This window comes from Sphingobacterium spiritivorum (genome assembly GCF_016724845.1).
Taxonomy (GTDB): domain Bacteria; phylum Bacteroidota; class Bacteroidia; order Sphingobacteriales; family Sphingobacteriaceae; genus Sphingobacterium; species Sphingobacterium spiritivorum_A.
In genome coordinates this window covers 3,513,758-3,528,870 of sequence record NZ_CP068082.1, presented here as the reverse complement: position 1 = coordinate 3,528,870, position 15,113 = coordinate 3,513,758, and the positions used below count along the sequence as shown (strand labels likewise).

The 15,113-nt window shown below is 40.3% G+C and carries 7 protein-coding genes; all 7 read right to left on the bottom strand.

The features are described 5' to 3' along the window. Positions 1-8: 8 nt before the first annotated feature. Positions 9-3,110 (bottom strand): SusC/RagA family TonB-linked outer membrane protein, encoded by a 3,102-nt coding sequence (locus tag I6J03_RS14940; RefSeq protein WP_003004933.1) that lies wholly within the window; start codon positions 3,108-3,110, stop codon positions 9-11. A 66-nt stretch (positions 3,111-3,176) separates the two neighbouring features. Beyond that, the gene (locus I6J03_RS14935; RefSeq protein ID WP_003004936.1) at positions 3,177-5,267 is read right to left on the bottom strand and encodes a polysaccharide lyase 8 family protein; all 2,091 of its coding nucleotides are present in this window, start codon (positions 5,265-5,267) and stop codon (positions 3,177-3,179) included. Between the two features lie 16 nt (positions 5,268-5,283). After that, positions 5,284-6,684, bottom strand: a complete 1,401-nt coding sequence (locus I6J03_RS14930; protein WP_003004937.1) for a sulfatase-like hydrolase/transferase — start codon at positions 6,682-6,684, stop codon at positions 5,284-5,286. Positions 6,685-6,843: 159 nt separating this feature from the next. Next, positions 6,844-10,854 (bottom strand): hybrid sensor histidine kinase/response regulator transcription factor, encoded by a 4,011-nt coding sequence (locus tag I6J03_RS14925; protein ID WP_201693780.1) that lies wholly within the window; start codon positions 10,852-10,854, stop codon positions 6,844-6,846. Positions 10,855-11,018: 164 nt separating this feature from the next. Next, positions 11,019-11,711 carry a hypothetical protein gene (locus I6J03_RS14920; protein ID WP_003004941.1) on the bottom strand — a complete coding sequence of 231 codons (693 nt, stop codon included), beginning with the start codon at positions 11,709-11,711 and terminating at the stop codon, positions 11,019-11,021. After that, on the bottom strand, positions 11,711-13,732 hold the full coding sequence (locus I6J03_RS14915) for a hypothetical protein (protein ID WP_003004943.1): 2,022 nt from the start codon (positions 13,730-13,732) through the stop codon (positions 11,711-11,713). Before I6J03_RS14915 ends, I6J03_RS14920 begins: the two co-directional genes overlap by 1 nt. A 297-nt stretch (positions 13,733-14,029) precedes the next feature. Beyond that, on the bottom strand, positions 14,030-14,911 hold the full coding sequence (locus tag I6J03_RS14910) for a glycerophosphodiester phosphodiesterase family protein (protein WP_003004946.1): 882 nt from the start codon (positions 14,909-14,911) through the stop codon (positions 14,030-14,032). Between the last annotated feature and the right edge of the window lie 202 nt (positions 14,912-15,113).

Below are 15,113 nucleotides of genomic sequence, written 5' to 3'. Positions count from 1 at the left end.
TTATAATCTTACAAACCTACATTTATACCAAATACAAATGTCTTAGGACGAGGATAAGACGAATAGTCAAATCCCGGAGTCAGCGCCGAGTAGTATACTGCTACCTCCGGATCATAGCCGGAGTAATTTGTAAACGTATACAGGTTTTGAGCGGTCGCATATACCCGCAGACTTCTGATCTTTAATTTGCTTAATACCTTCGGGTCAAAATTGTATCCAAATGACACTGTCTTCAGACGGAGATAAGAGGCGTCTTCCACGACACGTGATGAATAGGCATAAGGCCCCATTCCTCCGACTCTAAACATATCATTGGTCTGATTATCGGGAGTCCATCTGTTTTCAAATGTCGCAAACTGATTGAGGTTGGTTTTATTTCCGGCCTCAAACCAAAGTCTGTTTGCATTGACTACATCATTTCCATATGACCACTGCATAAAGACATTCAGATCAAAATTTTTATATCTGAAGTTGTTGGAGAATCCTCCCTGATGAATGGGATAAGCATTACCGATCACTGTACGATCATAGTTATCTACTACATTGTCGCCATTCAGATCACGGTATTTGATATCTCCCGGGCGGATATTGGATCTGGAATTACCATTTGTCGTCACACCGGATTTAAGCTCATAGGTCCCATTAGGCAACTGATTAAAATCCTCATACTGATATACTCCGTCCCATATAAATCCGTATATCTGTCCGATTGGCTGTCCGATCTTCGCTATATAGAGTGGAATGGAGGTGTAGTTCTGATCCCAGGGCACTGTACTTGTAATGCTTTCCTGATTTTCGGTCAATGATACCACACGGTTTTTATTGAAAGCGATATTGAATGATGAATTCCAGTTAAAATCGTTTTTCTTGATAACATCTCCGGACAAACTAATCTCCAGACCCTGATTGGTAGTCGCTCCTATATTTTTGAAAGCAGTGGAATATCCAGTACTCAGAGGCAGGCTGGCATTCAACAGCAGATCCGTGGTCTTTTTCTTATAATAATCTACCGTTACTAACAAACGTTGTTTGAACAGTCCGAGATCCACACCTATATTTGATTGTTTGGTACTTTCCCAACGAAGGTCAGGATTAGCAATGGAACTTAAATATACCCCTTGCGTAATGGTATTGTTAAAGGGATAATAGCCATTTGTTGCCGGTCCTGTATTGTCAAAACTCAACTGCGCATAGGTTGCATATTCATTGACTCTGTTGTTCCCCGTTACACCATATCCCAGACGTACTTTCGCATCTGAAAACAGGGTTTGTTCTTTCATAAAGCTTTCATTGATCAGTCTCCATGCGAATGCAGCCGATGGAAAATATCCCCATCTGTTGTTTTTTCTGAATTTGGAAGAACCATCAGCGCGGTAGGAAGCTGTAAGGAGGTATTTATTCTGGTAGCTGTAATTTACACGAGCCAGATAAGACATCAGTGACCATTCTGTATTCAGGGAGGTAACAGGTTGCGCAATACCCTGGCTTAATCCGGCAAGCCCCAGATCTTCATTGGGAAGCTGGATAGCTGACAAACCATATCGCTTCCATACATTTTCCTGAAATGTAATACCTGCTACGGCATTCAGTGTATGATCTTTACCAAATTTCTTATTATAGGTCAGCAAATTTTCATTCAGCCAGGTATAGCTATCGGTATACATTATAGAGCCGTTTACTTTATTGATACTGGCCCAGTAACCATAGCGTGTCATGGAATTATTGAATGACTCCTGTCTCCAGTCGGTCTTATTGATACCTCCGTTGATACGAAGCTTCAGATCTTTGGTAAAAGCATATTCAGCATAACCATTAGCAATCAGCCTGTTGTTAAAATTGGCGCGGTATTCATTTTCAGCAGACATAATAGGATTTATCCGATAGTCGTTACTGGCATCCACATCCGGATCTATCAGGGAGTTAACAAGATCGGTATCACTTCCGAAGCCGACAGGGCGGTATCCCCAAACGCTGTACATCAGGTAATTCATCGCTGAATATGTAGCATCCGGTGCTGATGGATTTGTACCGGAAGTCTTGGTTGCCGTATACATTGCATTAACACCTACTTTGAGTTTATTGAAAGTCTGGTCTAAGGTCATCTTACCCTGGTATCTCCGGAAACCGGAGTTGATAATAATACCGTCCTGATCGAATACATTTCCGGAAAAGGAATATTTTGTGGATTTATTTCCCCCCATTACCGATAAGGAATGATCCTGCATAGTCGCTGTTTTGAAAAGCAGATCCTGCCAGTCGTTTCCGGCAGCATTACGATAATCTTCCAGTCCTTTCCCATCTCTGAAATAGGTGAGTTTGATTCCGACGGAGTCAATATCCCTCTGTAATTTCACAAATTCATAAGGGTTCATCAGCTCCATTTTATTGATAATTTGCTGTACACCTACATAACCGGAATAGTTGATAACGGGTGCTCCCTCCTTACCTTTTCGGGTGGTGATCAGTACAACTCCGTTAGCTCCTCTGGCTCCGTATATGGCGGTAGCTGAAGCATCTTTCAGGATTTCTATGGATTCGATCTCCGCTGGATTCAACACATTGGCATTGGCATCTTCCATAGGAAATCCGTCGATAACATAGAGCGGTTCGTTGGATTGTGTCAGTGAGTTGGCTCCCCTTACGACGATATTAACTCCGGATCCCGGTTTGCCGCTTTCAGACGTAACCTGCACACCTGCAACCCGTCCGGCAAGAGCTTCAAGAGCTGAACCTACCGGCGCTCTCTTGATGTCCTCCATTTTGACGGAACCTACAGATCCGGTCACATCTTTACGCTGCACTTCCCCATAGCCTATGACAACGACCTCATCTAAAGATCGGTTGTCCTTACGGATAGTCACAGACATAGCGCCAGTAGCGGGAATACTGACATCTTTTGACTCATATCCTATGTATTTGAACGTTAATACAACATCGTTGCCGGATATCGTTAAATTAAATTTACCATGTGTGTCGGTGACTGTTCCTGCCTTTGCATTTTGCAGGGAAATAGACACCCCGGGTAAAGGTTGCCGGGTTTCCTCATCATAGACCGTCCCGGTAACGGTCCTGCCGGATTGGGCAGATCCTGTCTGCCATATAAGCAGCATCAGGAACAGGCTTATTATTCGAATACTATTCATAAATATAGTTGGTTTATAGTGGTTTATTGGGTTTTAATTCATAATCTGTCTCACTGTAGAGCCTTGCAGTTCCTGCTGCGGAAGGGATATCGTCCGGGGTTGTCCTGCTGTCCCCAGTCCTGCACTAACGGTGATCTGCGTTTCCTTATAAAGCGGATCTGCAATATCCAGAATAACCTGATTGCCGGTTTTTCTCAGCATAAAAACACAGGGCTTATCCGTTGTCAACATCAATCCTTCATGTTCAATTTTGCCAGCCTCATACATTACCCCCATAAGTAACTGATTTCCAGCGTTATATACAAGCTGAGCCCGCTTTGTATTTTCGATCACTTGAGCCTGATTCTTTACTTTGGCAAATGCTTTGGCATTGGTCAGAGCAGGCAATACACGGTATTCATAATGTGCATCTTTAGGACGTATTCCGTGATCTATCCACAGTTTGAATACGTCTCCCTTAACCGGGGCAGCCTCTCCTGATTTATTGATGCGTTTCCAGGATCCCTCCTGTGTTTCAGCAGAAAGAAATGTCCGCTGCCCTTCTGCAATTACATAGCCTGATCCGTTATGCCACAACTGTGAAGCTGAAACCTGCGCAGGAGCTTGTTTCTTTACAGTCGTTTTGCCATCTAACTGAACCGGTCCCTGTAACCAGGCCTGATTGATGGTAGTCGTAACCGGAATATCCAGATCGCTGTTGATATCAGCACCCAGACACAGAATTTCCTGATCCAGGAAAAACCATGATTTTTTGGCTTGTACTGCATCATAATTCATCTGATAAGCTGTAACTCCATACAGACTGTCGGATACTCCTCCGGCAAATTGGTTGTTGCCGCGTACGCCCCATTCTGTATCCATCAATTTATCTTCTTTGTGATCCGGAGATGTCGTACCCGGGATTTTATCCCATTCCCAGACGGGCATTATATTCATGTATTCTGGTCCGCTCTGCTGTATATTCATGGCACCGTCTGACAGGTATCTTCCGTACAAATTCTCCCCGTTTCCGGCCTCACTTCTGTTGGTACGGTCACTTGCTGTCCGCACGGACACATGATATTCAGGACGGTTGTGAAGAGTAAAATCGGCTTTCCAGAAATATCGGTGAAGTGGTTTTACCTCTTTTGAAAGATTAGCAGGGCTTTCAAATTTAGCCTTCTCTGATTCGTAAGTTTTGATATTCTTACTATCGATCAGCATTGCGATATCCAGACGTTTTGCTTCATTAGTTTTGAGGAGGATATCTTTCCGGCTTACACCTCTTCCTTCTACATTGAAATCCATGTATTTACCGCGGTGCATATTGAGAAAAGTATGACGATAGAAGCCAGTTAGCAGTGCTAACTTATCCTCAGCAATAAAATAAGGTGTATTGTAAACGTATTTTAATATGGTGAATAATCCGGTCAGATACACATTTCCATATCCTGAGATATAGAGTTGAGGGCCGTGTTGTAAATAAGAATAGTCATATTGCAGCCCCTCTTCTCCGTCCACTAATTGTACGGGCTGATACAGCTCGCTCAGAGAATAGCTCAGAAGTTCTTTATCTTCGGTAAGCAGTGATCTGTAAAAATAGTGCATGGCTATATCTGTTTTATTTGCACCGGTCTTCGCTGCAGCATCTCCCCTTTTCATGCGTTCTATCAACTTTTGATCAAGGTCTGCCGGAAGTTTTTCTGCTCCGTAGCGGGATAATATCAACAGGACTCCTAGTTGCTGTGGTACACTGATCTCGTTGTGCCACCAGTTGCCACTTTTTGGGTCTTTATCATACCAGAATTGATAAGCCTGTACGATAGCATTATAAAACTTAGGATCATTGTAATGCTTTCCGTCCTTGTTGATATAGGACTGAATAAGGAGCGACAGCCGTGTGAGATGATCAGAAGGTGTCCATTTTGTAAAAACGACATCTGCATAATCGATATCTTCCCAGCTTCCGTTTTTACTCATTCTGGCCAGCATATCTTCAGCCCGCTTATCCGCTCCGGCATCTGTACGCAGGTGATCATCAACGATACGTTTGCTGATCGTTCCAAAAGGATAGGTAGCCTGTGCTGATACTGACTTGGTCAGCATAAGGACAAGGAAGCACATAATTATCTGTAGGTATTTCATAGGTAAGTGAATATTATTAAGGATACTGGCGTTCCATCTTTCTTCCGATGACGTCCATTTTATGTTTCATAATCTGATTGTAATCTCCATAGGAACTTGTCCAGTGCGGATTGTCCAGTCCCTGTTCCCAATGCTGCAGGAGTGCAGTCAGTTCTTTTACCTTTTGGGGATGGGTTTCTGCCAGATTTCTAGTCTCCCCTTTATCCCGGCTCAGATCAAATAATAAGGGCGATTCTCCCCGGACCTGAATAAGTTTCCACTGTTTTTTGCGGATAGCGGCTGCAACTCCTCTTCTCCAGCAGAGAAAATCATGAGGCTCCTGCTTATTTTTGCCGGTCAGAAACGGTAAAATATTTACCCCGTCCAGCTGCATGTCTGATCTTACTGTTCCTTGTGCCGCAGCAACGCAGGTAGGAACCAGATCGAGCGAACTGACTAAGCCCTTGTAATCTTTTCCTGCCTGTAACTGTTTCGGCCAGTGCATAATCATAGGAACACGGATTCCGCCTTCCCATTTAGATCCTTTAAGTCCTCTCAAAGGACCATTATCTGCTCCGTTATTGGTGGCAGCACCATTATCATTGAGAAAAATAAGTAAAGTATTTTCCAGTTGCCCGGTTTTCTTTAGCTCTTCTACGATACGGCCTATACCGTCATCCATAGCGGACATTAGTCCGGCATAACTCCGACGATGAGCATTTTTGAGGCGCGCAAACTGTGCTAACTTTTGAGGAGTTGCCTCCACAGGGGTATGCACTGCATTATAGGAAAGGTATATGAAGTATGGTTTATCACGTTTTTGGCGCATGTAGGATATGGCTTTGTCCGTAAACATATCCGTAAGGTAATAGACATCTTTTTCATCTACTTCAGTATAATCATTCAGGATCTTTTCTTCCTGCTTAATAGCGGTTCGGATAGGAAAAAAGCTTCTGTGGCCACCTATAAATCCAAAAAAATGATTAAACCCCTTGTGGAGAGGATGGTGCTTTGTCTCATTTCCCTGATGCCATTTCCCTATAGCCATTGTTTCGTATCCGTTTGATTGCATCTGATCTGCAATGGTACGAACGGTATCAGACAAACCGATATCCTGTATCTGATAGCCGTCTGCAGGTAAATCAGAAACGTTGTGTTCAAATCCACTTCGTTGTTGATATTGTCCCATTAAGAGCCCCGCACGTGAGGGTGCACATACAGAAGCGGTGACATAGCTGTTGGTAAAACGAATTCCGCCCTTAGCCAGGGCATCTATATGTGGAGTAGGAATATCCTGACTGCCATAACAGCCAAAGTCTTCGTATCCTCCGTCGTCTGACAGAATAAGAATAATATTAGGACGCTGCTGCGCGCTAACAGACCCTGTTGTCAGCATGAATAAGGTGAACAGAAAAACAATTTGGTTCAAGGTTCCCATTGATCACGTATTAAGTTTATCTACAATTTGGTCGTATCGGTATAGCGTGTATCTGCATTCCGATAGTCAAATATTCAAAGATCCGGAGAGCTGAACGGGGTAATATTTTACTTTTTTAGGGTGAAAATTTTACAATATGCTTCTGTTATGCTTTAGGAGCTATTTTTTTGAATAATCCGTAGGGTTCTTTCCGAAATATTTTTTGAACTCTTTACTGAAATATTTAGGATCGTTGAAACCAACTTTATAGGCAATCTGGGACACCGGCAAATCTGTCTCCTGTAATAATGCCGCTGCACGATTGAGACGTAGTATTTTTATAAAATCACCTATCGTCAGTCCGGTAAGTGCCTTGACTTTTTTATAAAAGGCAGTTTGTGAAACTCCCATATGTGCTATGAGATCCGTGACACGCAGATCTGCATCCTCCAGCCTGTTTTCTATATGTGATTTCAATTCTTTCAGAAAAACAGCATCCAGATCCGTATACGTTTCTTCTGAAGAAGGATTTAAGAGTGATTCCGTATATTTTTCTCTCAGCCGGTCTACATGATCCAGCTGGTTGCTTATCTGCAGTAATAATACCTGTATACTAAATGGTTTGATAATATATGCATTGGCTTTGGCCAGATATCCCGCTGTGATCTGTACCTCTTTGTCCATTGCAGTTAAGAGAATTACAGGAATATGACTGGTTGCGGGATCAGACTTCAGTATACGCGTGAGCTCCACACCGTCCATCTTTGGCATAGATACATCAGAAATGATCAATTGGGGAAGGATCTCTAATGCCATCTGCACACCTTCTTCGCCATTGGCTGCCGTATATACATCATATTCAAGCTCCAGTGATTTGAGCAAAAAGTCTGCGACATCTCTGTTATCTTCTACAATCAGAAGGCTTCTTTTCAACTTAGGATGTATGAGGGTCTGCCCGGCAAACGGAGCACTGACCTCCGTGTTGTCATGCCGGAATATTGTATTTTCCGGATTTACAGCACCTAAGTCCGGTAAGGAGGCTGGCAGTAAAATGGTAAATGCGGTTCCCTTTTGAGCACTAGATTGGACACGGATTGTTCCACCATGCTGTTCAACGATGGCTTTACAAAGTGACAATCCTATTCCCCAGCCTTTTTCACGCACCTGGTCACTCTGATAAAAATTGGCAAATACTTTACCCAGATCTTCCTCAGCTATCCCCATACCTGTATCTGCTATGACGACAGCCACCTGACTTTGCTGTCTCTCTGCCACGATACTGATTGATCCGCCTGCAGGTGTAAATTTGATCGCATTGACCAGCAGGTTGGACATTACCTTACTGAATTGATAAGGATCGAGATAAACAGGCTCTGTAACGGTACATTTCATAGTGAACCCGATCTCTCCCGTATGAAAAGCCTCCTGAAACAGTTCAACCTGTTCCTGTATAAAGGGCAACAACATGACTTGTTGTAATTTTAACTCCACTTTACCTTCTTCTATTTTCCGGAAGTCCAGCAATTCATTGACCATCAGCAAGAGGCGATCCACATTCTTTTTGATGATACTGAGGTAATATGATCCCGTTTCTTTTTCCCGGATCTGTTCCATCAATTTATCCAGCGGAGCGACAATCAGCGTCAGTGGTGTACGGATTTCATGTGAAATTTTAGTGAAGAAGTCCAGTTTTGCCTGATAGAGACCATCCAGATCCTTTGCATACTTTTGCTGATAGAGCAGTTCATTGCTCAATTGGATCTGCCGGCGTCTGAAGCGGTCAAAAAGATATCCTCCGGAAAGCAAGATCAGCGCATAGAGCACATAAGCCCACCAGGTCTGCCAGAGCGGGGGCCGAACTTTGATGGTCAGCTCGTACGGTTTATCCCCCCATTTACCATCTGCATTTGTCGCATTGAGCAGCAGGGTATAATTACCGGGGGAAAGATTAGTATAACTGGCCACAGGTTGGTCTACATTGTTCCATTCCTGATCAAAACCATCCAGTTTGTACCTGTATTTTATTTTAAACTGATTGATATAGTCAATGGAAATAAAATCTATAGTGAAGTAATTCTGGTCGTAGTTGAGGGTGAGCCCGGGCATGAGACTTATATCCTGCTCCAGCAAATGGGTAGCATCATGAGGGTGTACAATGGTATTGAACAGCTTGAGTGCTGAAAGCCGGATTTCGGGATTCTTAGTTTGTCCGCTGAATTGCCATGGATTGATTTCCACAAGTCCTTTATAGGTCCCGAAATACAAACGACCGTCATGCGCACGGGTGGAAGCGTTAAGGCTGAATTCGGAAGAGGGTAATCCATCATGTGTATCAAAAAGCTGGATATTGCCGGTTTTGGGATTTAGTCTGGCCAATCCTTTATCCGTTGCTACCCATACCATTCCCTGTTCATCAAATTCAAGCGACATTATATTAGGACTTGGCAACCCTTCCTGTGTACTCCAGCGATCAAATTTATGTGTGGATTTATCAAATCTATAGACCCCTCCCTTGTAGGTGCCTATCCATATTTCTTTGGATGGACTTTCCCGGATACAATGGATATAAGATGATGTCAGCCCTTCCTCTCCTATCTCATACAGCTCAAACTGGGTGGTATTCTTCCACAGGACATTTAATCCTTTAACTGTCCCAACCCAAACATTCGCAGATTGATCGATCAGTATATCCTTTATGTAATTGTTGGACAAACGAACTTTGGAGGTATCGTTGATATAAGAAAAGCGCTGATGTGTGCTGTCATAAATATTGATTCCGTTGGAGGCGGTGCCGATCCAATATTTTCCGTCCGGATGCCGTTGTATACTGCTTATATATCCCTGATTAAGACTATGCAAACCGGGAGATAAGGACTGTATATTATTTCCATTCTGCCCCAGCACATCTATTCCACCGTCAAACAAACCAATCCATATACGGTCTGCATCTACCCATATGGATTTGACTGTGGAAGAACGAATCTGCCCGTAAGTCCCCGATATACTGGTAAACCGCTGGGTTTTCCGGTCCAGATAATCCAGACCGTTGCCTTCGGTTCCTATCCATAGATTGTCAAACCGGTCGACCTTCAACTGGCTGATCAGATCTCCGCTTAAACTATTGACGTACGGATTAGCCCTGTATATTTTAAAATAGGATTTGGTCGGGTGGAATACAGATACACCTCCGAAATTGGTTCCCAGCCAAATAGAACCGTCTTTATCTTCGAAAATATCTTTAATGGAATTATCTGAAAGGTTGCTGCTATTGGAAAGATCTTTGTGTATCTGATCTATACGACCGCTTTTCAGATCCTCTATCGTCAATCCGCTCATTGTGCCGATATACAATTTACCGGATCTTTTGGAATAGATGATTTTGCGGATAATATTATTGCTTAATTTTCCATTCTCCTTTGTATACTTATGCAGTGTACCTTTCCTGAGATCATACCGTATAATTCCCTTATTATCTATTCCTGCGTAGAGTTGATCGTCAACGCATGCCAATGCTCTGACAAAGTAAGGTCCGGAAGGTTGCAACAGCTGAGCCTGCTCTATTGCAATTTTACGGTTTTGTCCGATTTGAATTTTATTTAGTCCTTTATCTGTCCCTACCCAAATATTCCCTGAAGCATCTTCACAGATTGTATTCACCTGCTGACCGACAAGCCCTTCCTTATCACCTATATGAATAAATTTCCGGGATTTGTTGTTCTCCAGATAACTTAAACCTTCATTCGTCCCGAAAAATATTCTTTTATCTTTTGTGATATAAATGCAAAGTATAGCAAATGAATGCGGCCTGCTTTTGCCAGCTACCTGATAATTGATCTGTTCAAAACGGTCTTCGGCCAGCGAATAGTAGCTTAGCCCTTTCTGTGAACCAAACCAGATATTACCGGTGTCATCTTCTTTGATACTGTAGATATAATCATTGTCAATAAGTGTGGTGGGATCGTCGGCAGTATTCGAATAATGCGAGACAGTACGACCGTCATAACGATTGAGTCCATCCCGTGTTCCAAACCACATAAAACCCCTCCGGTCCTGCCCGATAGAAAGCACGGTACTGTTGGATAATCCGTCTGCTACAGATAAATGGTCAAAACGGTACTGAGCAAACAATACATCAGGTAGAAATAACAGCAACAAAAAAAGAAAGTATACTAATTTCGGCTTATAGGTCATAATTCAAATATAATTGAATTTCTAAATAATAGACCAAAAAGCTAAGGAGGAGCTTAAAAAAAGAGCGATTTATTCAGGAAATTATATGGAAAATACATACGTATGAAACGGCAGAAAAATTATTAGGCATATTAATATTTCATTAAAAATACATTACTTAAGTTTTAGTTTAATTTAAACCCATTTTCTTGAAGTAGTTTTTCATAATTTATTTTATCAAAATCGTCAAATGCTATTAACCTCATCTCTTTCTGATAGTGTACCATGACAGGAATATCATATTTTATATTTTTTGCTATTACCAAATGAAATCTCCTGCCGAAATCTTCTTTTACTGTTTCTTCTAAAACTGCAATTTTCCTTTTTTCATCAATAATACAAATACGAATTTGACGAGTTGTTTCTATGAAAGTTGAGGTTTCAGATTTTTGATATCGATATCTCACTAGATATTGCACTTCTTTATCCGATATCACATTTGTTTTCATAATTTCAACTGGTTCCGGATCATCTCCCGAGTTAAAGGTCTGATAAAGATGATGATTACAAAATAAAAATTTATTTAATCCTCCCGGACCAAACGACAAATGAAAATAATACTGGTTTTTATGCAAGACAATCTCTGTCCACTGGTTTGGAAATTTATTATTTTTTATTGTCTTGCATTTGATGTTTTCGTGGTATGCATTAATAAACGTGTATTGCCGCTCCGGATCAGGATCAATATATAGATGTGATGATTTATTTTTATCAATAAAAATTGTATCTCCTGTAATTGGAGACTCCTGAAATTTCATATGTTTAGTTTGACAGCCTAGCAACAAGACTAATAACAAAAGGATAAGTGTTGATTTCATTATTTTTTTGTTTTACTTTTTCTAATCATTGTAATGATATAATGAACATTCTCATTCCCATTCGCCCCCTCTCTTTGAAGCACACCTTTACCTTCAACTTTCCCAGTTATATGATTATAGTATAGCTTATTAGTATTATGAGTACCTTGACTAATCAAATTAGAACCACTATCATAATATTGGAAGAAGTTCCCGTTACTATCATTGCCCATACCAACTATTACAATGAAATGATCTGTTGTTTTATTATCGTTATTAGCAGTATTTGTTGCACCATAATCTACTCCAACAACTATAGGAATATTTCTTTTTAAAGCATGATGTAAATAATTTATTCCTCTTTGTAATTCAGTGAAATTAACCTCACCTTCTGTATAAAAATCATCATTTGGTTTTTTAAAAATATTAATCGTCTGCTTTTCTCCATATGCATCATGCGCATAATAATCAGATGTAGTATACCCCATCAGTTCGATTTGTTTTTTAGCCAGTGTATAGCAATTAGAACCATCAAATCTTACAAATTTATCAATTGGAATAATTGGTAGGATTGTTGGCCAAGTGATTTGTTGCAATATATTAATTGTGGGAGCTACAGATGTGTCATAATTGCCATCATCATGGATAATACTTCCTTCTCCATCATCAATATAATCTATATGTTTATTACTAAAATAACTAAATACATCATTAGAATTATTTTCTTTCATTTCGTTAATTGCCCATAAGACATATTTTGAATTATAAGAAGATTCCCCAGTAAACCAATTTTCAAATTGTCCCAAAGTAATGCTATTTGAGGATAATTTATTCATTGCCCAATATGCTATTTCTATCAGATCTTCATTATCCCCTCGCTGAAAAATAAAATCTATAAGTACTTGATTTTCTTCGTCAGATAATGGAGATATTGTTGGTACACTATATCCATTCAAAGTAAACGCAGAAATAAGAAGTTCTCCGGCACTACCGGAGCTAGGAATATCTTCAACCGGAAGCTCAATTTCTGAACAAGGAATCTGATAACTCTGTCCAGCTGGTGGCGGAACCGTCGGAACAGTATAATTCGGATCAGGATTACATGCACCGGGAGGATAATCTTCAGGGCTACTTCCTCCGCTATTTCCTCCTGATCCACCACTACCTCCATTCTCTCCTTGATTTCCTCCACCTTTCGGCGGACCTCCTCCTGCAGGCTCTTCCTCATCCAATGGTACACAATCAACACTAGTATGGATAGTAGTAACACTTGGTTTTGGATAATTCCCTGCTACTCCTGGCATCGTATAAGGACAGGTACATTGACCTCGTTCAGCCCATGTATGATTCTCACAAAGACAGTTACTACCCGGTTTAAAAGTCAAAGTTTTAGTTGTAGTACAGATATAGGACTGATTTGGAGGTAAAGTAGCCATTTTTCTTTTCAAAGTTGCCTGTTTATCTAGATTAGACGGACTTCTGTAATCAACCTTTTCACCATTACGAAATTTAAATATTTTCTTTACAGTTCCCTGCCAGTCTTTTATGATTATATCTCCATCGTATTTTCTTGATATTTTTGAATCTATCCATTGAAGGCTAGGCTTTAATTGAACCCATTCTGTCAATATAGTATTGGAAGAATCCTTATACATCATTAAATAATTAAGAAATCCATACTTCACAAACTTTCCTTCGGAAACTTCTAAATATTCTCCTTCTTTATGAATTGGAACCAATACTGCCTGATAACCTGAAAGTAATTCTTTATACTTAAACCCATCCCACATAGGCTTTTTACTCATGATGACTGTACTATTCTCATCATGTTGATGTATTGTTATCTCTGTTGAAGCTATTTTATTGAAACCTGTGGAAGAAATAGCAAATTTCTTTTCAAAATGTGTTCTGGCTTCTTCAAGTGAGAGGTTTTTATTAGTATTGCTGTTGAGGTCAGAAATCACCTCATTCTTTTTACAACTATTTGTGCTAAATAACAACAGAAATAATGTAAGCATAAGCAACTGTTTAGAATTCTTCATAATTTAAGTATAAATTATTAGGTATTGATCTTTTGACAAACTATCACAACAAATTGAAAGTAGTTTATACCTCATTTGTTATCCAACTTTCCGAAATACTTATTAGGTTTTAGTAAATAAAATATAATCTTTATTCCGAAATATTCACTAGTATACATAGACCAGTATTAATTGGTTAATAATTTACTCCTAAAATAACAAAAAAAAAAAACAATGCACTAAAAATTCACCGTATATTAATTTAAATTATTTAATGTAAGATACTTTTCACTCAGAATTCAATCTCCTACCTCACCCCTATCTCAATGCCTGTGAAACCTCTACAGGCAGATCAGATTCCAGTATAGAAGCTCCGTCTTCAAAGACAGCGCGGTATCGTTCTGCTCTGGTTTCTTTGCTGCTCAACTTATCATAAGTCGGGGCTGTAGAAATCATACACATGACTCCTTTGGCATGAAAAAAGGCGTACATCTGCTGATTTGCTTCTTTTATTTCAGGACCTATATACACTATCATCCGGTTATAAGGCAGTCCTGACGATTTAAACTTGTCCAGTGCCGATTGATCCTTGATATGCATGGACATATACTGATCAGGATTTTTCTCCAGATAAAATTTAGCCTGGTCTACATGATGTACTGTGACCCAGACCCAATTATAGGCATTATGTTTTTTGATAATACCTGCTGTCATTTCCATTGGCAGATCTTTTTTATCCAGATTAAGGATTGTCTTTCCTTTGGCCCATTCTATGACTTCATCAAGTGTATTGATACGGTAAGGAGTCAGGTTACCGGCATGATCTTTAAGTTTCAGCTTTTTCAGATCCTTCCAGGTGTAATCTGATACTTTTCCTTTGCCGTTTGTGACCCGCTCCAGCTCAACATCATGCAGCAGCACAGCAATACTGTCTTTTGTCAGCCGGGGATCAATCTCAAAGATAGCGGGCGTATGTCTCAACACTGCCTCAAAAGCCGGAATAGAATTTTCAGGAAGTCCCTGCTCTATTGTCCCCCGATGTCCGCTTATTATTTTTTTCTCAGGTGCATACTGAAAAGCCTTGTACATATCCGCTACCGTTTTATAATTCTGTGTGTGAAGTTTCTGTGCAAAAGCATTTGAAATAGTATAACAGGTAAACATAAAAAGTGTCAGAAACAGCTTGCAATAGGTTTTCATATGTATATTGTTTGTATTTTAAGGATTACAGGAATATCCGGACCGAGAGTAAAGAACGTATTAACCCCTTATTTCCTTGTGTATGTACAGTCTTTTCGATATAGATATTTCACAGGTATTATTTTGACAGTGAAAATAAGAATTCCAGTTTAACAAAATGTAATCTTTTTGTTTCGCTGAGATCAAGAATATGTAGATCCTT